Source organism: Novosphingobium aquimarinum, assembly GCF_009746585.1.
GTDB classification, from domain to species: Bacteria; Pseudomonadota; Alphaproteobacteria; order Sphingomonadales; family Sphingomonadaceae; genus Novosphingobium; species Novosphingobium aquimarinum.
In genome coordinates this window covers 13,433-34,835 of the sequence record NZ_WRPO01000019.1, presented here as the reverse complement: position 1 = coordinate 34,835, position 21,403 = coordinate 13,433, and the positions used below count along the sequence as shown (strand labels likewise).

The 21,403-nt window shown below is 66.2% G+C and carries 18 protein-coding genes; 13 read left to right on the top strand and 5 right to left on the bottom strand.

Going from position 1 to position 21,403, the window contains the following annotated elements; translation table 11 throughout:
• Positions 1 to 65: 65 nt before the first annotated feature.
• Complete coding sequence (locus GQO94_RS16055) at positions 66 to 1,784, top strand: alkaline phosphatase family protein (protein WP_232332968.1); 1,719 nt, start codon at positions 66 to 68, stop codon at positions 1,782 to 1,784.
• The gene (locus tag GQO94_RS16050) at positions 1,781 to 3,055 is read left to right on the top strand and encodes a UbiH/UbiF/VisC/COQ6 family ubiquinone biosynthesis hydroxylase (RefSeq protein ID WP_156842448.1); all 1,275 of its coding nucleotides are present in this window, start codon (positions 1,781 to 1,783) and stop codon (positions 3,053 to 3,055) included. The genes GQO94_RS16055 and GQO94_RS16050 overlap by 4 nt, the downstream gene beginning before the upstream one ends.
• Positions 3,056 to 3,084: 29 nt before the next feature.
• Here GQO94_RS16050 and GQO94_RS21060 read toward each other — a convergent pair whose 3' ends face one another.
• Positions 3,085 to 4,773 (bottom strand): uroporphyrinogen-III synthase, encoded by a 1,689-nt coding sequence (locus GQO94_RS21060; protein WP_232332967.1) that lies wholly within the window; start codon positions 4,771 to 4,773, stop codon positions 3,085 to 3,087.
• On the bottom strand, positions 4,770 to 5,705 hold the full coding sequence (gene hemC / locus GQO94_RS16035; protein ID WP_156842447.1) for a hydroxymethylbilane synthase: 936 nt from the start codon (positions 5,703 to 5,705) through the stop codon (positions 4,770 to 4,772). Before hemC ends, GQO94_RS21060 begins: the two co-directional genes overlap by 4 nt.
• Positions 5,706 to 5,804: 99 nt before the next feature.
• On the opposite strand from hemC, the gene tsaD reads away from it, so the two are divergent.
• The 8 genes from tsaD (at position 5,805) to GQO94_RS21415 (ending at position 14,947) form a co-directional block, all read left to right on the top strand.
• Positions 5,805 to 6,839 (top strand): tRNA (adenosine(37)-N6)-threonylcarbamoyltransferase complex transferase subunit TsaD, encoded by a 1,035-nt coding sequence (gene tsaD / locus GQO94_RS16030; RefSeq protein ID WP_156842491.1) that lies wholly within the window; start codon positions 5,805 to 5,807, stop codon positions 6,837 to 6,839.
• A complete protein-coding gene (locus GQO94_RS16025; RefSeq protein WP_156842446.1) occupies positions 6,836 to 7,849 on the top strand; it encodes an NAD(P)H-dependent glycerol-3-phosphate dehydrogenase in 1,014 nt (337 codons plus the stop codon). The genes tsaD and GQO94_RS16025 overlap by 4 nt, the downstream gene beginning before the upstream one ends.
• Positions 7,846 to 9,342, top strand: coding sequence for a lipopolysaccharide biosynthesis protein (locus tag GQO94_RS16020; RefSeq protein WP_232332966.1), 1,497 nt, complete (start codon positions 7,846 to 7,848; stop codon positions 9,340 to 9,342). Before GQO94_RS16025 ends, GQO94_RS16020 begins: the two co-directional genes overlap by 4 nt.
• 91 nt (positions 9,343 to 9,433) lie before the next feature.
• Positions 9,434 to 11,137, top strand: coding sequence for a vWA domain-containing protein (locus GQO94_RS16015; RefSeq protein WP_156842445.1), 1,704 nt, complete (start codon positions 9,434 to 9,436; stop codon positions 11,135 to 11,137).
• Between the two features lie 73 nt (positions 11,138 to 11,210).
• Positions 11,211 to 11,945, top strand: a complete 735-nt coding sequence (locus GQO94_RS16010; RefSeq protein ID WP_156842444.1) for an OmpA family protein — start codon at positions 11,211 to 11,213, stop codon at positions 11,943 to 11,945.
• A 163-nt stretch (positions 11,946 to 12,108) separates the two neighbouring features.
• Entirely contained in the window at positions 12,109 to 12,816 is a 708-nt protein-coding gene (locus GQO94_RS16005; protein ID WP_156842489.1) for a hypothetical protein, read from the top strand.
• Complete coding sequence (locus tag GQO94_RS16000; RefSeq protein ID WP_156842443.1) at positions 12,813 to 14,576, top strand: DUF885 domain-containing protein; 1,764 nt, start codon at positions 12,813 to 12,815, stop codon at positions 14,574 to 14,576. The genes GQO94_RS16005 and GQO94_RS16000 overlap by 4 nt, the downstream gene beginning before the upstream one ends.
• Positions 14,573 to 14,947, top strand: coding sequence for a DUF2171 domain-containing protein (locus tag GQO94_RS21415; protein WP_408636642.1), 375 nt, complete (start codon positions 14,573 to 14,575; stop codon positions 14,945 to 14,947). Before GQO94_RS16000 ends, GQO94_RS21415 begins: the two co-directional genes overlap by 4 nt.
• Positions 14,948 to 15,130: 183 nt before the next feature.
• On the opposite strand, the gene GQO94_RS15990 is transcribed toward GQO94_RS21415, so the two are convergent.
• Positions 15,131 to 15,277 (bottom strand): hypothetical protein, encoded by a 147-nt coding sequence (locus GQO94_RS15990; protein ID WP_198046002.1) that lies wholly within the window; start codon positions 15,275 to 15,277, stop codon positions 15,131 to 15,133.
• A gap of 192 nt (positions 15,278 to 15,469) precedes the next feature.
• Between GQO94_RS15990 and GQO94_RS15985 the strand changes: the two genes are divergently transcribed.
• Complete coding sequence (locus GQO94_RS15985; RefSeq protein WP_156842441.1) at positions 15,470 to 16,261, top strand: hypothetical protein; 792 nt, start codon at positions 15,470 to 15,472, stop codon at positions 16,259 to 16,261.
• 31 nt (positions 16,262 to 16,292) lie between these two features.
• Here GQO94_RS15985 and GQO94_RS15980 read toward each other — a convergent pair whose 3' ends face one another.
• Positions 16,293 to 18,305 carry a ribonucleoside-diphosphate reductase subunit alpha gene (locus GQO94_RS15980; RefSeq protein WP_156842440.1) on the bottom strand — a complete coding sequence of 671 codons (2,013 nt, stop codon included), beginning with the start codon at positions 18,303 to 18,305 and terminating at the stop codon, positions 16,293 to 16,295.
• Positions 18,306 to 18,874: 569 nt separating this feature from the next.
• Here GQO94_RS15980 and GQO94_RS15975 point away from each other — a divergent pair.
• Positions 18,875 to 19,117: a GlsB/YeaQ/YmgE family stress response membrane protein gene (locus tag GQO94_RS15975; RefSeq protein ID WP_156842439.1), complete on the top strand. Its 243-nt coding sequence runs from the start codon at positions 18,875 to 18,877 to the stop codon at positions 19,115 to 19,117.
• 261 nt (positions 19,118 to 19,378) lie between these two features.
• Here the strand turns inward: GQO94_RS15975 and nadB are convergent, their stop codons facing one another.
• Positions 19,379 to 20,989 (bottom strand): L-aspartate oxidase, encoded by a 1,611-nt coding sequence (gene nadB, locus GQO94_RS15970; protein WP_156842438.1) that lies wholly within the window; start codon positions 20,987 to 20,989, stop codon positions 19,379 to 19,381.
• Positions 20,990 to 21,174: 185 nt separating this feature from the next.
• Here nadB and GQO94_RS15965 point away from each other — a divergent pair, with 185 nt between their 5' ends.
• Positions 21,175 to 21,390 (top strand): hypothetical protein, encoded by a 216-nt coding sequence (locus GQO94_RS15965; RefSeq protein WP_156842437.1) that lies wholly within the window; start codon positions 21,175 to 21,177, stop codon positions 21,388 to 21,390.
• Positions 21,391 to 21,403 lie beyond the last annotated feature (13 nt).

The following is a 21,403-nucleotide window of genomic DNA, read 5'->3' as shown; positions in this document are numbered from 1 at the left end:
GCTTGCACCCGCGGCGCAATCTGGTCAGTGACGGCTCTGCCTTTTCACACTCGAGAATTCAAGGAATGCTCATGCGCTCCGTCCACTTGTCGTTTGTCGCCCCCCTCTCATTGGCACTGTCGCTGGGTCTTGCATTGCCGAGTGTTGCGCAGGAAGCGCCCGCCCCGGCCGTTCCCGCCGCTACGAGCACGGCGACGGATTCGCCTGCGGCGATAGCCCCGACTCAGCCGCCGCCGCTGATCGTCGCAATCTCGGTGGACCAGTTCTCGGCCGATCTGTTCGCGCAATACCGCGCGCATTTCAGCGGCGGCTTCTCGCGACTGCTGAGTGGCGCGGTATTCCCGAGCGGTTTCCAGTCGCACGCCGCGACCGAAACCTGCCCCGGCCATTCGACGATCCTCACCGGCGCCCATCCCGCGCGCACCGGCATCGTCGCCAACAACTGGTACGTTCCCGCGCTCGGCCGCGAGGAAAAGCGCGTCTATTGCGCGGAGGACGAAGCCGATCCAGACAGTTCATCGAGCAAGCCGGTGGTTTCGCCCAACCATCTCAAGGTGCCCACGCTCGGCGACTTGATGAAGCGCGCGAACCCCGCCGCGAAAAACGTCGCCGTCTCGGCGAAGGATCGCGCCGTGGTGATGATGAGCGGCCACACCGCCGATGCCGCCTACTGGTGGGAGGGGAACGGCTTCGCGAGCTATAAAGGACGCACGCTGACGCCGGCCGCGCAGGCGGAGAATGCGATCGTATCGAAGCTCGTCGCTGCGGGCGCGCCCGAATTGCCTGAACCGGGTTGGTGCAAAGCCTTCGACCGGGCGATACCAGTCAAGGACTTCACCATCGGCACGTATCGATTTCCGCTGACGGCGGGCGACATGAAGTCGTTCGGCCGCACGCCGCGCATGGATGCGGCGACCGGCGACCTCGCATTGCGCCTCGTCGACGAGCAGGGGCTCGGTCGCGACGCGGTGACCGACGTCCTTTCGGTGAGCTTTTCGGCGACCGACTACGTCGGCCACGCATACGGGCACGAAGGCGTGGAGATGTGCATCCAACTCGCCCAGCTCGACGCGACCCTCGGCAAGCTCTTTGCCGGTCTCGACGCGCGCGGGATCGATTATGTCGCGGTGCTCACCGCCGACCATGGCGGTATCGACGCGCCCGAGCGGCTGAAGCGGCAAGGCTTCCCCTCCGCCCAGCGAATCGATCCGGCGCTGACATCCGATGCGCTGTCGCAAGCGGTCTCGGCCAGCACCGGGGTCGTTCCCAAGTCAGGACCGCTGTTCTACGGCGCGGGCAGTTCGGGCGACGTCTGGATTGCCGACGGTCTGGCGAAGAAGGATCGCGCCAAGGCGCTCGATGCGCTGGTGACGCTGCTCAAGGCAAATCCCCAGATCGTCGCCGTCTACAGGAAAGACGAAGTGGCCGCGATGCCCATGCCCAAGGACGATCCGCAGGACTGGACCATCGCCGAGCGTACGCGCGCCTCGTTCGATGCCGAACGATCGGGGGATATCCTGATGATGACCGCGCGCGGCGTTGTCCCCGGCGATCCGCAACCCGGCTATACCGCCACGCACGGCAGCCCTTGGGACTACGACCGGCGCGTGCCGATCCTGTTCTGGCGCAAGGGCGTCGCCGGCTTCGAGCAGCCCGATCCGGTCGAGACGGTCGACATCGCGCCGACGCTTGCCGCGATCATCGGCCTCGACGTGCCCGATGGGACGTTCGACGGCCGGTGTCTCGACATCGACGGCACTGCGGCCGATACCTGCGGATCATGAACACGATTCCAACCACCGACACACCCGCGACGAACGACGCAAGGTCATCGAACGACAGGCGCGACCTCGTCATCCTGGGCGGGGGACTCGTCGGGATGACGCTGGCCTTGGCGGCGGCGCGCAAGGGCCTCACCAGCCATGTGGTCGAACGCGCCGATCCAGAAACCCTCACCGCCGCCGGCGCGGATGGTCGAGCCTCGGCGATCTCGACCGCAAGCTGGAACCTGTTCGGGCACATCGGCCTGGCCGAAAAGCTCGAACCGCTCGGCTGCCCGATCGAATCCATCGCGGTCTCGGACGGCATGAAGCCCGGGCGGATCGACTTCCAGCCGGGCCCCGAAGAAGGCACGCTGGGGCGCATGTTCGCCAATCGCGACCTTCGTCTCGCCTTGTTCGAAGCTGCCAAGGACGAAGCAGCGATCGCCTGGCACGTGCGCGCCGAAGTGGTGACGCGCGATCGCGGGCCGCACGGCGTCGCGGTGACGCTAGCGGACGGAACCGTGCTCGAAGGCAGCCTGCTGGTCGCCGCCGAGGGCCGGCAGTCGCCCACGCGCGACGAAGCCGGGTTCGGTCTCGCCAAGTGGGACTACAGCCACCGCGCGATCGTGTCCGCGCTGTGGCACGAAAAGCCGCACGAGGGCGTGGCCTGGGAAATCTTCTATCCCGACGGACCGTTCGCGCTGCTGCCGCTGCTCGATGAAAACGACGGCAACGGCAATCGTCATCGTAGCGCGCTGGTCTGGACCGTCGCGGAAAAGGACGCGGCGGGCATCACCAAGCTGCCCGATTCGATCTTCGTCGGCGAAGTCGCGAAAGCCATGCACAGCGTCTTCGGCAAGATCGAGCTGGCCGCGCCGCGCATGTCCTACCCGCTGCGTTTCCACCATTCGGGCAAGCTCGTGGATAACCGGCTGGTGCTGATCGGTGACGCCGCGCACGGCATGCATCCGATCGCCGGACAAGGCCTCAATCTGGGACTGCGCGATGTCGGCGCTCTGGTCGAAGTGCTTGCGGACGGCATGCGGCTCGGCCTCGAGCCGGGCGATGCGCAATTGCTCGACCGTTACGAGCGGTGGCGCAGCCTCGATACCTTCATGGTGATGTCGGTGACCGACGGCCTCAACCGCTTGTTCGGCATTCCCGGCAAGCTGCCCAGCGCCGCGCGGCGTCTGGGCATGAGCGCCGTCCAGCGCATCACTCCGGTCAAGACGTTCTTCATGAACGAGGCCCGCGGCATGTCGGGCCAGCTACCGGAACTGCTGCGCGACTGAAGCGCTAGCGCTCGCGCCAATCGCCGGGATCAGGCGCCGGGTTGCGGGGCGACCGTGCCGCCCGTCTGAGCCGCGGCATCGGGAATCGGTGCCGGCTGTGCGAGCGGGCTGTCCTGCTCCACGGAATGGCCTTCCGCATCCTGCAGCCGGCGCGGCTCCAGCATGGCGGTCGTCTCGATCAGGTCGAGCGCGCGCTGCGCCGCCTCGTAGCGTCGCGCATCGACGATCCACTTTTCGGCGGACGAGGCTCCGGGCAGCCGTTCGACTTCGTCGATCGCTTCGGGAATGCGGCGCGCCGTCAGCATCAGGCGCGCCCGCTCGATCCGGGCCTTGGGGCCCAGCACCGTCGAGCTGTCGCGGCGTAGCTTGAACAGGCCGCCGAAGTCGGAGCGCAGACGATCCCACAATGTGCCTTCGTCCTGCTGGTCGATCAGTTCGGGCGACAGCGCATCAAGCCGCGCGGACAGTTCGTCGATCGTCACCGGCTCGGCGGCGAAGTTGATGATCGTTTCGACCGCGCGTGGCTGGGCATTGGCGAAGCGGATGCGCAGCTGATCCGCCACGAACGTGAGCGGCTCGCCGCGGTCGATCATGCGGCGCGCTGCAAAGGCGATCAGCAGCCCTTCGGCCCGCGCGGCATTGCCCGAAGCGGCGTTGGCCTGGAAATCGAGCCGCGAGAGCCGGTCTTCCAGCATCGCGAGGCGCGCTTCCATGCCGCCGATGCTCGCCAGCCGCGCGACTTGCGCTTCCGGGCTCGACGCGCTGCCATCGGCCTGCGCATCGGGTGTGACTTGCGGCGACGGCTCCGACTGCTCGGTCGCGGGCGCGTTGGAGGGCAGCAGATTGTCGAGGTAGCCTTGCCATTCGAGCCAGCCGAACAGCGCCGCGCCGAACAGGAACGCCAGAAGAGTGAGCATCAACATGCCGCCTCGCGGACGGCGACGCTGCGGCGGATCGTACGCCGTGACCGAAGACCTGGTCTCGATCGGTGGGTATTCTGCGTTCATGGATTCCCGGGCGGCGTTGGGTTTCAGGCCGGGTTCTTGGCACATCTCGCCAGCCAAGGCCAGCAAAGCCGCATCGCTCGTCGTTTCGGCGACCGAGACCACAGCCCAGCCTTCGCCCGCCCGTTGCGCGACGCGCGGACCGATCGCGGCCAATCCGTGGAGGCTGCGATCGATCCCGGCTTCGTCGCACAGCTGGGCGAAATGCGCCGCGGCTTCGCCCGAATGGAGCGCCACGACGGCGGGCCGAGCCAGCAGCTCCGCCAGTTCGCGCGGCATCGGCTTGGGCTCGCTGGCATAGACCTCGCGCGCGATCAGCGTCACGCCCTCGGGCACGATCAAGTCCACATGCTCGCGCCCGGCGATGCGCAGCAAGCGGCGATGTTCGGGCGCCACCGCGTCGAGCACTTCCTGCAAGCCGCCGCTGCCCGAAGCGACGACGTCGAGCCCCGCATCGCGCGCAGCGTCTGCGGTCTTGTCACCCACGGCATAGGCCGGCATGCCGCGATAGGCGGCAAGGCCGGCTCCCGCGTGCCGCATGCCGTTGGCGCTGCCGATCAGGAGCGCATCGAATTGCTCGCGCGGTGGTGGCTCCCAGGGCAGCGGGCGCACCGCGAACAGCGAATGGACGTGCACATCGAGACCAAGCGCGCGCGCCGCGGTCGCCGTCGCTTCGGCGCCGGGTTGCGGCCGGATAACGACGAGCGGCTTCATCCGCTGCCGCCGAAGTGACACGCGATGGCGGGAACCGCACGCGCCAGGAGATCGGCGGCGAGACGAGCAGGCCCTTGCGTATCGCCGGCAGCGAACGTCGCGGTGCCGTCCACGCGCTCCGCACCGTCGGGACTGAACAAGGACACCCTCAGCGCGATCTGCTCGCCCGCCTGCCTGGTCAGCACGGCGATCGGGCTGTGGCAATTGCCGCCGAGAGCCGCCAGCAGCGCGCGTTCGGCCAGCACCGCATGGCGGCTCGGGGCGTCGTCGATCGCGCTCAGGAGTTCGAGCGTCGCGGCATCGCCCGCGCGGCATTCGACCAAGATCGCCGCCTGCCCGGGCGCGGGCAGCCATTCCTCGGCATCAAGGCGATGGCCCGTGCCGGTTTCGCCCAGGCGATTGAGCCCGGCGGCCGCCAGGAACGTCGCATCGACTTCGCCCGCCGCCAGCTTGGCCAGTCGCGTGGCGACATTGCCGCGGAAGGTGACCGCGCTGCAATCGGGTCGAGCGTGGAGCAGCTGCGCCGCACGGCGCGGCGCGCTCGTGCCGACGACCGCGCCCTGGGGCAGGTGCGCGATGCTCTCCGCCCCGATCAGCACGTCGCGCACATCCTCGCGCGGCAAAATCGCGCCGATCGCGATCTCGGGCGGACGGATCGTTTCGACGTCCTTGGCCGAATGCACGGCAAAGTCGATCCGCCCTTCGAGCAGCCAGGCGTCGAGCTCCTTGGTCCACAGCGCCTTCCCGCCGATCTCGGCCAGCGCGCGATCCTGCACGCGGTCGCCACTGGCGGTCACCGGCACGATCTCTATATGGGCGGCATCGATGCCGTGCGCGGCGGCGAGCCGGTCTCGCGCCTCTTCGGCCTGGGCCATGGCGAGCGGCGAGCGGCGAGTGCCGAGGCGAACCTGAGCTGGGAGTACGGCAGACATGGGTGAAGGTTGCTACTCCCCATTGCCGCGAAGGGAAAGGTCGGCCAGAGCAGACCGAACCAAATTGGCCGCCAATGAAAGCGCCGAAGTGTGAGTGGGATGAGGATCGTTCTCGGAATCGAAAGCTCGTGCGACGAGACGGCCGCGGCCCTGGTGCGCGAGGATCGCACGATCCTGGCGCAGCGCATCGCGTCGCAGGACGAGGCGCACCGGCCCTATGGCGGCGTGGTTCCCGAAATCGCCGCGCGCGCGCATGTCGAGCGGCTGGCGCCCCTGATCGAAGCAACGCTGGCGGATGCCGGGATGGCGCTCGATGAAGTCGATGCGATCGCCGCGACCGCAGGGCCGGGGCTGATCGGCGGAGTCATGGTCGGCCTCGTCACCGCCAAGGCACTGGCGATGGCGAGCGAAAAGCCGCTGATTGCGCTCAATCATCTCGAAGGGCACGCGCTCTCGCCGCGCCTCGCCGATGCGACGCTTGCCTATCCCTATCTTCTGCTGCTGGTGTCGGGCGGCCATTGCCAGATCCTGCTGGTCGAAGGCGTGGGCGAATACCGCCGCCTGGCGACGACGATCGATGATGCGCTGGGCGAAGCCTTCGACAAGACGGCCAAGCTGCTCGGTCTGGGCTATCCCGGCGGGCCCGCCGTCGAACGGCTGGCGGCGACCGGGGATCCGCGCGCGGTGCCACTGCCGCGTCCGCTCAGGGGCAAGCCCGAACCGCATTTCTCGTTCGCGGGGCTCAAGAGCGCCGTCCTGCGCGCCCGCGATTCGGGCGAATACGCCGACGCCGATATTGCCGCCTCGTTCCAGCAAGCCGCGATCGACTGCCTCGTCGACCGCACACGCCGCGCCCTTGCGGTGGCGGGAACGCCCACCGCGCTCGTGGTCGCGGGCGGGGTCGCGGCGAACAAAGCGATCCGCGCCGCGCTCGAAGCCCTCGCTGCCGAACACGGCCTGCCCTTCACGGCACCGCCCCTGCCGCTGTGCACCGACAACGCGGCGATGATCGCCTGGGCCGGAATCGAACGCCTCGCGCTGGGGCAGAGCGATCCGCTCGATGTCGCGGCACGACCGCGCTGGCCGCTCGACCCCGGTGCCGAGGCGGTGCGCGGGGCCGGAGTCAAGGCATGAGCGACGCGATCCCTGCAGCGCCGGTCGGCGTGATCGGTGCCGGCGCCTGGGGCACGGCCCTGGCGCAATCGCTGGCGAGCGACGGTTCGCATGTGCGGCTCTGGGCGCGAGAACCCGAACTCGTCGAAGAGATCAATGAGCGGCAAGCGAACAGCATCTACCTGCCCAGCGCGCGGCTGGCCGAGACCATTCGTGCGACTAGCGATCTTGGCACTTTCGCGGACTGTTCGGCCCTGCTGATCGTGGTGCCCGCGCAGTTCCTGAGCTCGGTCATCGCGGGGCTGCCCGCCGGGCCGCGCGATCTGGTGCTGTGCGCCAAGGGGATTGAGGCGGGCAGCGGCCGGCTGATGCTCGACGTCGCGCGCGAGGCCGCACCGAACGCCGATCTCGCGGTCCTCTCGGGGCCGACCTTCGCCCACGAAGTCGCCGCCGGGCTGCCCACCGCGGTCACGCTCGCCTGCGCGGGAGCGCGCAGCCAGTGGGATCGGCTCGCTCCGATGATCGCGCGGCCCGGACTGCGGCCCTACTATTCGCACGACGTGATCGGCGCGGAGATCGGCGGCGCGGTCAAGAACGTGCTCGCCATCGCTTGCGGCGTGGTCGAGGGGCTCAACCTCGGCCAGAACGCCCGCGCCGCGCTGATCGCGCGCGGCTATGCCGAAATGCTGCGCTTCGGCCTCGCCAAAGGCGCCGAGGCAGAGACGCTGGCCGGCTTGTGCGGGCTCGGCGATCTGGTGCTCACTTGCTCGTCGACGTCGAGCCGCAATTTCTCGCTGGGCCTGGCGCTGGGCCAGGGGATGAGCGCTCTGGAAGCGCTCGCAGGCAAGAACAGTGTAGCCGAGGGCGCGCACACTGCACCCGTGCTGGCCGAAATCGCCGCGCGCGACGGGATCGAGATGCCGATCGTCGAAGCGGTGTGCCGTCTTCTCGCAGGCGAAGCCCCCGCCGGCACGATCGTGACCGAACTGCTGGCCCGCCCCTTGCGCGACGAGCGGGAGCAGCTCGCTTGAGCGAACGGACCGCGGGCGCGGCGCCGCAAGACGATATCGCCGCACTCGCCAAGGGCGGCCGGACCAATTTCCTCGGTTTCTTCCTGCGCCTTGCCGCGCGCATCCCTTTCCTGTTCATCGCCGGTCGCGCGCCCGGCTACGGCCCCGCAGCGCTCGGCGTGTTCGCTTCGGCCCTGGTCGTCATCGAGCTGACCGCGATGCTGTGCACGCTGGGCGAAAAGCGCGGGCTGGCGCAACGACTCACCGAAACCGACGAGCACCCGGCGAACGTCGTGGCCGACGGTATGCTGGTCGCGCTGGTCGCTTCCTGCTTGCTCGCCCTGGTCTTCTGGATCTTCCCGCAGCCGCTATTCCCCGGCGGACGCTTCACCGTCGCGGACCGGCTGATGGTGCTGGCGATACCGGCGCTGGCCCTGACCGAGATCTGGCTGGCGGCGCTCGCCTATCGTTTCGATATCGCTTCCACCGTGCGCGCGCGGGCGATCGTCGAGCCCTGGACGATATCGATCGTTGCCGGGCTGATGGTGTTCGTCGCGCCCGAATACGGGCTCGCGACGGCCTATATCGCCTCGGTGCTCGCCGCCGCCCTCACGGCGTTCATCCCGTTCCTGCGCGCCTACGGTCGGCCGAAGAACTGGCGGCCGGCGCCGCGCGCGCTCGGGCGTCTCACGCTGCGCAGCTTGCCGCTGGCCACGGCCGACGCGATCGAATGGGGCACCCGACGGATCGACATCCTCATCCTCGGCATTTTTGCAGAGCCGCGCGCGGTCGGGATCTATTACGTGGCGCAACAAGTCGCGAGCCTGCCACAGAAACTCAAGACGAGCTTCGAGCCGATCCTTGGCCCGGTTATCACGCGCAAGCTCAAGGAGCGCGACTATGCCGCGATCGCACGGCAAGTCTGCCAAGTCGGGTTCTGGATCACGGCCGCGCAAGCCGGGATCGCGCTGGCGCTCGGTATTCCCGGCGAGGGCGTCATGGGCCTGATCGGGCCAGAGTTCGTCTCCGGCACCGGAGCGCTCGCCTTCCTGCTCGCCGCCGAAGTCGCCGCCGCGACCGCTGTCGTGTCCGAAGCGGCCCTCATCTACATGGCGCGCATACGCAACCTCATCGTGTCGGTCGCGACGATCGCGCTGCAGGCGCTGCTCACGGTCGGCGGCATCCTGCTCGTGCAACGGCTCGGCTATGGCGAACTGTTTCAGGCCGCTGCCGCCGCCGCAGCGCTGATGGTGGCGCTGGGCATGGCCTCGATCGTCAAATCGCGCATGCTCGCCGCGCGCCTGAACAAGCCTGTCAACAACTGGCGCTGGGCGCTGCTCGCGGCCGCCGCGCCTGCCGTGATCGTGGGTTGGGCCGCCACCCGCTACCTGCCCGAATGGGCCGAGCTCGCTTTCGGAATTCCGGCCATCCTCGCGGTGTTCTTCGCGATCCTGTGGCGCTGGGGTTTCGCCGAGGAAGACCGGGTTCTGTTCCGGAAAAGCGCACCTTCCTAACCGTTCGTCTCTCGCATGAAACGTTCAGTCGACATTCACGGCTGGAACGCTCTGCTCGTGCACAGTGGGAACCAGTGATGGAGGGAAACGCATGCGTGCGTGCATCGACCGTACTCGCCTGATCGTTGCTGCCGGCGGGTTTGCCGTACTGGCGGGTTGTGCTGCCGGCCCCAGCGACTCAGAGCAGATCGTCCTTACCGGCAGCCGGAGCGAGGTCGCCGACGCCGGCGAAGTACCGCCGCCGCCGCCGCCGCCCCCTCCACCACCACCACCTCCTCCTCCCCCGCCAGGGATCGTCACGACGGGCAAAGCGATTGCCGCGCCTGCGCCGACGGGCGCACCCCAAGTCCAATCGCAGAGCCGCTACATGGTCCCCCCGGTCATGGTCGCCCTCGATCCCGGACGCGAGAAATACGATGGCAAGGCTGTCGATCCCGTGCATCTGACTCGCGCCGAGCCCGTTTCGACCTTCTCGGTCGACGTCGACACCGGCGCTTACGCCAACACGCGCCGGTTCCTCACGCAAGGCCAACTGCCGCCGCAGGCCGCGGTGCGGACCGAGGAACTGATCAACTACTTCCGCTACGACTACACCAAGCCGGTCGGCCGCGACGTGCCCTTCACCGTCAGCACCGACGTCGCAGCGACACCCTGGAATCCTGCGACCCGTCTGCTGCGCATCGGCTTGCGCGGTTATGACTTGCCGCGCGCCGCGCGTCCGCCGGCGAATCTGGTGTTCCTGCTCGATGTCTCCGGCTCGATGAACTCGCCCGACAAGCTCCCCTTGCTCAAGACGGCGCTGACAGGGCTCGCCGGTGAGCTCGGCAAGCAGGACACGGTCTCGATCGTGGTCTACGCCGGCGCCGCCGGAATGGTGCTCGAGCCGACCAACGACACGCGTAAGATCCGCGAGGCGCTCGACCGGCTGCAGGCGGGCGGATCGACCGCGGGCGCGGCCGGGCTAAAGCTCGCTTACAACATCGCGCGCGACAACTTCATCGAGGGCGGCGTCAATCGCATCCTCATCGGCACCGACGGTGATTTCAACGTCGGCGTCGCGAACACCGATGCGCTGATCGAGATGATCGAGCAGGAGCGCGAGAACGGGATCACGCTGACCACGCTCGGCTTCGGCACGGGCAATTACAACGAAGCGATGATGGAGCAGATCGCCGATCACGGGAACGGCAACTACGCCTACATCGACAGCGCGCTCGAGGCGAAGAAGGTGCTCGGCGAGCAGATGAGCTCGACCCTTTTCACCATCGCCAAGGACGTGAAAATCCAGGTCGAATTCAATCCCGCGCACGTCAGCCAGTACCGCCTGCTCGGTTACGAAAACCGCGCGCTGCGCGAGGAGGATTTCGACAACGATCGCGTCGATGCCGGCGATATCGGCGCCGGGCATCAAGTCACCGCGATCTACGAGATCGTGCCCACGGGCGCGAAAGGCTGGATCGCTCCGCGCCGATACGAGGACAAGATCCCCCCTGCCGCTCGAAGCTCGGGCGAACTCGCTTTCGTCAAGCTGCGCTACAAGATGCCCGATGGCAAAGTCTCGAAGCTGATCGAGAGGCCGGTCCCTGCGAGCCTCCTCGCCAGTGCCGGCCAGCCGCGCGGCGACTTCGCCTTTGCGACCGCGGTCGCGGCCTTTGGCCAGGTCCTGCGCGGCGACGAACTGATGAACGGGTTCGACGGCGAAGGCATCGCCACGCTGGCGGGCCAACAGGATGATTTCTGGCGACAGGAGTTCCTGCGACTGGTCGACGTCGCGGATTCGCTGAAAGGCGGCTGATTCCCCCTTCCCCCCGGTGCGCGAGCGCGGCCGAGAGTTGTCGCGAGCGCCCGGGGCGGTTATCGCTTCCGGAGTGAATCCCTATCGCGCCGCTATCGCCCTTGCCGGGGGCCTGCTGACTCTGGGTCTGTCCGTGTATGGCGAACGTCATACCGGCCAGGCCTTCGTCGATGAATTGGCGGCCAAGGCCACCATCGCCAAGGATGCGGCGGGCGGCCAGGACGTCGGCCTGCGCTTCGAAAACGAGTTCGGCTGGCTGACCCGGCATCCGCAGCTCTCTGGCGGCGAGGCGCTTTCGCCGCAGACCCGCAGTGCCATCGCGGCGGCCGTGGTCGCGGTGCCCGGCATCGGCGGCATCACCTGGCGCAACCGCGATGGCAGCATTTCCGATACCGAACAGGCCTCGCTGCATTGTCAGGAAGATGTCGAGCGGATCCTGGAAACCCGCACGATCCGTTTTTCCGAAGCCAGCGCCCGGATCGAATCCGGCAGCGAACGCCTGCTCGACGAGGTTGCCGATTCGCTGCGCCCCTGCGTCGGCAGCATCATTGCGATCACCGGACATACCGATGGCAACGGTAATCCCGCGGCAAACGTTGCGCTGTCGCGCGCGCGCGCCGATGCGGTCCGCTATGCACTGATCGGACGCGGCATTCCTGCGGACGGCCTGCGCTCGATCGGCGTCGGCTCCAAGGAGCCGATTGCGGGGCTCGATCCGCTCGATGCCGCGAACCGCCGTATCGAATTCTCAGTGATCGTCAGCGCGCCGGTCAAACCCACGCCCATCGACACGCCGGGATCGGGGTGACTATGGCGCGCTGTTCTCAACGGGGCTGCACGCCCGCGTGCCGGAAAGGGTCGCACGATGCCGCTCTGGCTTGAAATGGCCGTGACCGCACTCTTCGCCTATGGCTTGGGGTTCGGCGCGGGCTGGATCGCGTTCAAACGCAAGAGGTGACGTCTTGGTACAGATGATCGAAGCCAACTGGCTGATCTTCATCGCGGCATTGATCATCGGGATCGTCGTCGCGTGGTGGCTTTTCGCACGCGGATCGAAAGGCGCGGTTCGCGACCGCCGGCCCGACGTTCTGGACGAAGGCGCAGCGCCCGCCCGGCGCAACCAGGCGCTGATCGATGCGCCGCCTGCGGCCTCGCTCAGTACGCCACCAGCGGCCGGAACGATGGCGGGGATCGGCGAGATCGTATCGGTCGCCGCGCAGGACAATGTCGCCGAGGCGCAAGCCAAAAAGGACTTGCGGGCGACGGTCGAGGCCCGAGAGGTCGCTGACGAAGCGGGCGAGGAACCGCTGCACCGGCCCGCTGCGGTGGAAACGCCGCAACCCGCGACGCCTCCTGCTCCTAACCCCGCGCCCGCGCCTGCTCCGGCTCCGGCCCCGGCTCCCACCGTTGCGCCTGCAGCGGAACCGGGCGCCAGCGGCCAAGCGGACGACTTGCGCCGCATCAAGGGCATAGGCCCCAAACTCGCAACGGTGCTCCAGCAGCTGGGCGTGACCAGTTATGCCCAGATCGCGAGCTGGACCGAGGCCGATCTCGATGCGCTCGATCCCAAGCTCGGCGCTTTCGCCGGTCGCCCCCGCCGCGACAACTGGGTGGAGCAGGCAAAGCTGCTGGCGAGCGGCGACACCGGTGGTTACGAAGCGAAGTTCGGCAAACTGTGACCCCGCTCCGGCTGGCCGCGCTGGCCCTGCTGGCCGCTTGCGCGCTGCCCTCCGTACCCGTTCACGCCTCCCCCGCGCACGCCTCGTCCGCGGACGACCGGCTGCGGGCGCTCTATGAAGGGTACTGGCAGTGGCAGCTCAAGGACTTGCACGAGATCGAGACCGCGCGCGGCGAAGTTCAGCCCGGCAACGCACTGCGCGCAGTCACTCCGCAAGCGCAGGAGCGGCGCCTCGCCCACTACCGCGCCTTGCTGGAAAAGCTCGATGCGATCGACCGCGCCGCATTGTCGTCGGACGAACAGATCAATGCCGCCGTGCTGCGCGCCGATCTCGAGGAGCGGATCGGCGATGCGAGGCAGCGCGAATGGGAAATGCCGTTCGATTCGGATTCCAGTTTCTGGACCTATCTCGACAGCCGCCGCGGTTTCGAGACGGTCGAGGAATATGATCGCTATCTGTCCCGCATGCGCGACGTGCCGCGCTTCATCGACGAGAACATCGCCAACGCCCGCGTCGGTCTGAAACGCGGCTTCTCGGTCCCGCGCGTGACGCTGGAAGGGCGCGATGCCTCGATCGTGCCTTACACGCGCAGCGCGGGCAATCCGTTCGCCCTCGCCTTCGAACAAATCCCTGCGCGCTTCCCCGAAGCCGAACGCCACCGGCTGCAGCGTGAGGGACAAGCGGCGATCGCTCAGGCGGTAGTCCCTGCCTATACCCGTCTGCTCCGCTTTTTCCGCGAGGAGTACTTGCCGGGTACGCGCAAGACGCTCGCTGCCGAGGCCGTGCCCGGCGGCAAGGAGTGGTATGCGCAGAACATCCGCCAGTACACGACGCTCGACCTGACGGCGGAGCAGATCCACCTAATCGGCCTCGGCGAAGTGGCGCGGATCGAGAGCGAGATGCGCAAGATCATGGCCGAAGTGGGCTTCGAAGGCACGATCGCCGAATTCAACGCCAAGCTGAAGCGCGATCCGCAGTTCATCGCCAAGACTCCGGACGAGCTCATGGGCGTTTCCGCCTACGTCGCCAAGCGCGTCGACGGGCGGCTGGAGGACATGTTCGGCTTCCTCCCGCGCAAGCCATTCACCATCCGTCCGGTGCCCGAGGCGCTGGCGCCGTTCTACACCGCCGGGCGCGGCGGCGAAGGCGCGTGCCAGATGAACACGCACGACCTGCCTTCACGCCCCTTGTACAACATCCCGGCGCTCACGCTGCACGAGTGCACGCCCGGCCACTCGTTCCAGTTCAGCTTTCAGTCCGAGCTGGCGCAGGCCCCGGCCTTTCGGCGGAACATCTACTTTTCCGGGATGGGCGAAGGCTGGGGGCTCTACACCGAGTTCCTGGGCGAGGAGATGGGGATCTACCGCACGCCTTACGAACGGTTCGGCCGGCTCTCCTACGAGATGTGGCGTGCGGTGCGCCTCGTCATCGATACCGGCATCCATCATTACGGCTGGGATCGCGAGAAAGCCGTGCGCTACCTAGCCGATCGCACTGCGCTTTCGGATCACGAAGTGCGCACCGAAGTCGATCGCTACATCTCCTGGCCGGGCCAAGCGCTGGCCTACAAGCTGGGCGAAATGACGATCCGGCGGATGCGCACCAAGGCGCAGGACGCGCTCGGCGAACGCTTCGATATCCGCAAGTTCCACGATGTGGTGCTGGCGCTGGGCTCCGTCCCGCTCCCCCTCCTCGAAGCGCGGATCGATGCTTTCATCGCGGACGGGGGCCAGGGGCTCGCAGGCGTCGTCTACGATTGAGCGAGGCGCGGCTTGCGAAGTACGGGTGGCATCTTCGCGAGCGAATCCGCAAGGCGTTTTTCAGTTGCGACGAACGATGGAACAAAGTGGGTCCGCCTTTCGTTAAGTCCATGAAAGTATCTGAAAAAGCAGGAAGGATTCACATGTTTGAGAAACTTCGCATCAAAGAGCATATGGAAGTTGCCGATTGTAACGGGCAGCACGTGGGTACAGTCGATGAGATCGATGACAACCGTATCAAGTTGACGCGTACTGACAGCAGCGACGGCGCGCATCACTATATCGCGCTCGAGCAAGTCGAGAAGATCGACGACAATCGTGTTTATCTGAAGCAGGGCACGCCCATTCCGATGGGTGCCGGCACCAACTGACACGTCTTTCAGGGACGTCTTTCCCAGACGACCTTATCGAGGCCCCGGTTCTGCGCGAATCGGGGCCTTGTCGTGTCTGGTGGGCGGCAGAAAGGTCGGCTTAGCCCAGATCGGCTTGTCGTCGTCGGCTCGTGCTTGTGGGCATGCGCAGCGGGTCGCGCCGATGAGACGCCAGCTCTCGGTCTATGGATCGCGCAAGCGACGGCGCAAGGCCCACCAGCCCAGGCCGCCGATCACCCCGACGGCCAGGAGGATCTTGCCGATCGCGCTGGCTGTGACGGTGAGGGCGCCGACGGTCACTCCCCAAAAGAGCTGTGACATGATGGCCATGAAGGTGTTCACCCGCCAATGATCGGCGTGTGCCACCCTGCGGTCAACCCGCGCGACCCATTTCGCCAAGGGCCAATTTTCGTTGACCGCCAGGCCGGCCCGGTTAACTCTGCTTAGCGCGGGATGGATCGCGCGTCTCTCAACGAGCGCGCTTGATGGACAGGAGAGTCTGCCATCAAGACGTTTGCAGCCATGGCCGCTCTCTTGTCCGGCCCCCTCTTCAGCAGCGCGATCGCGGCGCAGTCGACGCAGCCCGGTGCCGAGACGCCGGTTGCCGCGCTAGCGTTCTTCGTCGGCGAATGGGACCAAGTTGGTACGGTGCGACCCGACGCACGAAGCGATTACCTCTCGCTTTCGGGTACCGAGACTTGCAGCTGGATCGACGATCGCAGCGCCGTGGCTTGCCGCGAGGCAGTCTCGAATGGTGCCGATGATCGCTCGGATAGCGTCTCCGTCCTATCGTGGGATCAGGATGCCGGGGTCTACCGGATGCGGGGCACCGATTACGAAACCGGCAGCGTGATGACCGGCACCGGGCGTCGCCTGGGCCAGACTTGGTGGTGGGACACCGTCTTGAATTCGGGCGGTGCTCGCAGCGAACTGCGCTATATCTTCGAGGATGGAGACGGCGGAACCCGGCGCCTGACCGTCTCGTTGAAAGACGCCGACGGCGGATGGGTGATCGTACAGAACGTTACGTATACGCGCGCGGCCACCACCACCGCCGCGACGCCTGCATCCCCGGTGGCTCGCCCGTCATCGCCACGCACGCTGCCCAAGGGAACGCCGCGCATCGGCGGAAGCGCGTTATCGCCGACGCAATTCCATTCGGCCAAACCGCCGGATAGGGAAGTGCCGCCCTGGGCAAATTTGCGGATCGAAGTGCCCGAGATCCGTTCGCCCCGCGAGGCAGACAAGCCGGTGGACAAGTCCTACCCGGTGCCGCGACTGCTTCCCGAAGGCGAACGGCCGGATCAGCGCTGACCGGCAAAGCCGGCGCGCCGAACCGTTCGTGTCACTGGCAGGCGAGACACTCGTCGTAGTCGGTGGTCTCGCCAAGTTCGAACTTGGGCAATTCGGAGGTGTTGTCCGCTTCCACGCCGCCCGCGAACCCGGCGCGCTGCACCGACTTCGAACGCAGGTAATAGAGCGACTTGATGCCCTTCTCCCAGGCCTGGAAGTGCAGCATCATCAAGTCCCACTTGTCCACGTCGGCAGGGATGAACAGGTTGAGCGACTGCGCCTGATCGATATAGGGCGCGCGATCAGCCGCGAATTCGAGCAGCCAGCGCTGATCGATCTCGAAGCTGGTCTTGTAAGTCGCCTTTTCCTCGGGGCTGAGGAAATCGAGGTGCTGCACCGATCCACCGTGTTCGAGGATCGAGTTCCACACATTGGTCGAATCCTTGGACTTCGCCGCGAGCAGTTGCTGCAGGTACGGGTTCTTGACCACGAAACTGCCCGAGAGCGTCTTGTGCGTATAGATGTTCGCCGGGATAGGCTCGATGCACGCCGAGGTACCGCCGCAGATGATCGAGATCGACGCGGTCGGCGCGATCGCCATCTTGCAGCTGAAGCGCTCCATCACGCCGACGTCGGCGGCGTCGGGGCACGGCCCGCGCTCGTTCGCCAGCAGCATCGAGGCCTCGTTCGCCTTCTGGTTGATGTATTGGAACATCTTCAGGTTGAAGGCCTTGGCCATCGCGCTTTCGAAGGCGATGCCCTTTTTCTGCAGGAACGAGTGGAAGCCCATCACGCCCATGCCGACCGAGCGTTCGCGCATGGCCGAATACTTGGCCCGCGCCATCTCGTCGGGCGCGCGCTCGATGTAGTCCGACAGCACATTGTCGAGGAAGCGCAGCACGTCCTCGATGAAGCGCTTCTCGCCCTGCCACTCTTCCCAGGTTTCCAGATTGAGCGAGGAGAGGCAGCACACCGCGGTGCGATCGTTGCCGAGATGGTCGCGCCCCGTCGGCAACGTGATTTCGCTGCACAGATTCGAGGTCGAGACCTTGAGGCCGAGTTCGCGATGATGCTCCGGCATCATCCGGTTCACCGTGTCGGAGAACACGATGTAGGGCTCGCCCGTCGCCAGCCGCGTTTCCACCAGCTTCTGGAACAGCGCCCGCGCATCGACGGTGCCTCGCACCGAGCCGTCCTTCGGGCTGAGCAGATCGAACTCGGCCCCTTCGCGCACGGCCTGCATGAAAGCGTCGGTGACGAGCACGCCGTGATGCAGGTTGAGCGCCTTGCGGTTGAAATCGCCCGAGGGTTTGCGGATCTCGAGGAATTCCTCGATCTCGGGATGGTGGATGTCGATGTAGCAGGCTGCAGAGCCGCGCCGCAGCGAGCCCTGCGAAATCGCCAGCGTCAGCGAATCCATCACCCGCACGAAGGGAATGATGCCGCTGGTCTTGCCGTTGAGGCCGACCGGCTCGCCGATGCCGCGCACTTGGCCCCAATAGGTGCCGATGCCGCCGCCGCGCGAAGCGAGCCACACGTTCTCGTTCCAGGTGTTGACGATGCCCTCGAGGCTATCGTCGACCGAATTCAGATAGCACGAGATCGGCAACCCGCGCCCCGTGCCGCCGTTCGACAGCACCGGGGTCGCGGGCATGAACCACAGCTTCGAGATGTAGTCGTAGAGCCGCTGCGCGTGCTCCTGATCGTCCGCGTAGGCGGCGGCGACACGCGCGAAGATATCCTGATACTTCTCGCCGGGCAGCAGGTAGCGGTCGTCGAGCGTCTCCCGGCCGAAATCGGTCAGAAGCGCATCGCGAGATTCGTCGATCACCACGGCAAAGCGGCGATCGTAGATCGACTTGGAATCGGTTGCCTTGCCCGCAGCGAGCGCAGGCTCGGTCACGAGCTCCGCGGTGCCCTGGTCGCTCTTCTCGGTCATCGCGATTGCCGGGTCATTGCCCGCCTCCCTTGCTTCGAGAACATCCTGATCGGCTCCATCCGAGCCGGTCGTCGTGTCCACGTCTTGGCTTCCGATCTCGCTTTCAACACCGTTCCTAAAATCCATTGCCAGCCCCCATGCTCAGCCTGCTCCTTCGAGGAGCGGACCAATCCGCGTTCCATATTCGTTCGAGTCGGCCAGGCCATTGCCAAGTCCTACCAGATTTCAGCACAAAGCGTGAACAAGGTCTTCGCCCATGCGTCACGCCCTGCTGCTGAAAAGGCTGCCCAACCCCGATTTCCCTGCGTCCGACCCGAATGACGCGAGCACTTTTGGAATCTAGGTGTTGAGCTCCCCTGATCAACGAGCCACTACCTATAGTGCCGGTTTGAAATTTACGCGCAAGGGGCCGGGCTCTTGCGCCAGGTCCGGCGGAGTGGCCCCGGCGAACGCTGGGCCGCCACTGCGACGCGCCGGTTTTGCTAGGCCGCCACACAACGCAAGGGGGTGGAGGACCCCGCACACGTCATTATTTTTCCACATCAATATCGCGCCAAATGGAATCTGGCTTGCGACGAACCGAGTGCCCGTTTCACGACGTCGATCGAGGCACATCTGTCGCTCGCCTGCAACCGCTTTGCCATGTCGCAGTTGTAGGCCACGAAGGGATCTCATCACAGGAGCAACGACGACCCATGTTGAACATCATCGGCGCCATCATCAGCGGCCTCATCATCGGTATTCTCGCGCGGTTCTTCTATCCCGGCGCGGTCGATATGGGCTGGATCGCGACGATCCTGCTGGGCGTCGGCGGATCGCTGGTGGCGGGGCTGCTCACCAGCCGCGGCCAGCGCGACTTCCATCGCGCGGGCTGCCTCGCCTCGATCATCGGCGCGATCGTGCTGATCTTCCTCGGCCGGATTCTCGGGATAGGCTGATAGCGCCTGCGGCCGACTGGGCCCACACGGAATCCAGGGGCACGCCCAGCAAGGCGCACACGCCCAAATCATCGTCATGCTGAACTCGTTTCAGCATCCATTTCGCCCCCCGCTCAGGTCGCAGCGGGAGGCACGATAGATGCTGAAACAAGTTCAGCATGACGGTGGGGCCGAGGTCGGAGCGAGGTGCTAGGCCCATGGCGAAAAAGGAGCCGTGGCAGCCCCACGCACCCCGCGAGGATCAGGCCCCGACGTCCATCCTCACGGCACCAGCACCGTATCGCGGGGCTCGGCAAGCATCGCCGGATAATCGAGCGTATAGTGCAAGCCCCGGCTCTCGTGCCGTTTGAGCGCCGAGCTGACGATCAGCTCCGCGCTTTGCAGCAGGTTGCGCAGTTCGATGAGATCGGTCGCGACGCGGAAGTTGCTGTAATACTCCTCCACTTCGTGATTGAGCATGGCGATGCGGTGCTGGGCGCGTTCGAGCCGCTTGGTGGTGCGCACGATGCCCACGTAGTTCCACATGAAGCGGCGGATCTCGGTCCAGTTCTGCTTGATGACGACTTCCTCGTCCGAATCGGTGACGCGGCTTTCGTCCCAGGGATTGATCGGCGGCGGTTCGTCGAACGCATCCCAGCGATCCAGGATATCGGCCGCTGCCGCCTCGCCGAACACGAAGCATTCGAGCAACGAGTTCGAGGCCAGGCGATTGGCGCCGTGCAGCCCGCTTTCGGTGCACTCCCCGGCGGCGTAGAGGCCCGGCAAGTCGGTTCGCCCGGCAAGGTCGATCAGCACCCCGCCGCAGGTATAGTGCTGCGCCGGCACCACCGGGATCGGCTCCCTGGTCATGTCGATCCCGAGCGACAGCAGCTTCTCGTGGATCGTCGGGAAATGCTCCTTCACGAACTCGGGCGGCTGATGGCTGATATCGAGGTGGACGTAGTCGAGTCCGAAGCGCTTAATCTGATCGTCGATCGCGCGCGCGACGATGTCGCGCGGGGCCAGCTCCAGCCGCTCGTCGTATTCGGGCATGAAGCGGTTGCCGGTGACGGGATGCTTGAGCTGCCCGCCCTCGCCGCGCACCGCCTCGGTGATGAGGAAGTTCTTGACCTCGAGGTTGTAGAGGCAGGTCGGGTGGAACTGCATCATTTCCATGTTGGAGACGCGTGCGCCCGCGCGCCAGGCCATGGCGATGCCGTCGCCCGTGGCGCCGCGCGGGGCGGTGCTGAACTGATAGACGCGGCCCGCTCCGCCCGTCGCCAGCACGGTGGCGCGCGCCACGTGCGTTTCCACGCGGCCGGTCGCCTCATCGAGCGCATAGGCGCCCCAAACGCGACCCGAGCCCGAGTAGCGTTTCTCGTGCCGTCCGGTGATAAGGTCGATGCAGGCGCGGCCCGGCAGCAGCGTGATGTTGGGATTGGCTTGCGCGGCCTGCAAAAGCGCGGACTGCACCGCCCAGCCGGTGGCGTCGTCGACATGAACGATCCGCCGATGCGAATGACCGCCCTCGCGAGTCAAGTGGAGGGCCTTGTCGGCGTTCGACCCTTCGGTGTTGAACGGTACGCCCAGCGCCATCAACCGCTCGATCGCATGCGGCGCGCGTTCGATGACGTACTCGACCGTTTCACGCCGATTGAGCCCTGCCCCGGCCACCATGGTATCGCGGATGTGGTTCTCGAAGGTATCGCCCGCATCGAGAACGGCGGCGATGCCGCCTTGCGCCCACGCGGTCGATCCACCGGTGAGCGTGCCCTTCGCCAGGACCAGCACCTTGTGGTCCTGCGCCAGCGCCAGGGCCGCAGTCAGACCGGCTGCGCCGGACCCGATGACGATAACATCATGCGCGGAAGTACTGGGTTGGTTCGAATTCATAGTAATTCCATGCCCATGTCCTTGATACACTGCAAGAAATGCATTCACCGCACATTGTGCGTTGCAAAATGTTTCAATTGATACTAGGAAATACGTACTGATTCCCGCGGCATTGGGCTGTGCTGCGGTGCAGCAATCTTCGTTTTTGCATGAGCAGTTCAATCCTTTCGCGAAACGCGAAGTCTATGATTCGCCATCACAATTGCGCTCGCGGGGTGGGCGCGAAGGGTGTTGAAATGTCTATCAGCCGGGTATTTTGCCTGTTTATCGCGCACGAACCGGATCGAGCGCATGTGGAGTGGAAGAACGGCCGCTTCGTCGGGCATTGCAAGCGCTGCGGACGATCGATCTACCGCATCTCCACGCGACAATGGCGGCCGCACAAAAAAGATCCGGCGTGAACGTATCGCCGGC

Bases quoted from the DNA above. Each gene is read 5' to 3' on its own strand.
- GQO94_RS16055 (WP_232332968.1), top strand. From the start codon at position 66: ATGCTCATGCGCTCCGTCCACTTGTCGTTTGTCGCCCCCCTCTCATTG.
- GQO94_RS16050 (WP_156842448.1), top strand. From the start codon at position 1,781: ATGAACACGATTCCAACCACCGACACACCCGCGACGAACGACGCAAGG.
- GQO94_RS21060 (WP_232332967.1), bottom strand. From the start codon at position 4,773: ATGAAGCCGCTCGTCGTTATCCGGCCGCAACCCGGCGCCGAAGCGACG.
- hemC (WP_156842447.1), bottom strand. From the start codon at position 5,705: ATGTCTGCCGTACTCCCAGCTCAGGTTCGCCTCGGCACTCGCCGCTCG.
- tsaD (WP_156842491.1), top strand. From the start codon at position 5,805: ATGAGGATCGTTCTCGGAATCGAAAGCTCGTGCGACGAGACGGCCGCG.
- GQO94_RS16025 (WP_156842446.1), top strand. From the start codon at position 6,836: ATGAGCGACGCGATCCCTGCAGCGCCGGTCGGCGTGATCGGTGCCGGC.
- GQO94_RS16015 (WP_156842445.1), top strand. From the start codon at position 9,434: ATGCGTGCGTGCATCGACCGTACTCGCCTGATCGTTGCTGCCGGCGGG.
- GQO94_RS16005 (WP_156842489.1), top strand. From the start codon at position 12,109: ATGATCGAAGCCAACTGGCTGATCTTCATCGCGGCATTGATCATCGGG.
- GQO94_RS15990 (WP_198046002.1), bottom strand. From the start codon at position 15,277: ATGGCCATCATGTCACAGCTCTTTTGGGGAGTGACCGTCGGCGCCCTC.
- GQO94_RS15985 (WP_156842441.1), top strand. From the start codon at position 15,470: ATGGCCGCTCTCTTGTCCGGCCCCCTCTTCAGCAGCGCGATCGCGGCG.
- GQO94_RS15980 (WP_156842440.1), bottom strand. From the start codon at position 18,305: ATGGATTTTAGGAACGGTGTTGAAAGCGAGATCGGAAGCCAAGACGTG.
- GQO94_RS15975 (WP_156842439.1), top strand. From the start codon at position 18,875: ATGTTGAACATCATCGGCGCCATCATCAGCGGCCTCATCATCGGTATT.
- nadB (WP_156842438.1), bottom strand. From the start codon at position 20,989: ATGAATTCGAACCAACCCAGTACTTCCGCGCATGATGTTATCGTCATC.
- GQO94_RS15965 (WP_156842437.1), top strand. From the start codon at position 21,175: ATGATTCGCCATCACAATTGCGCTCGCGGGGTGGGCGCGAAGGGTGTT.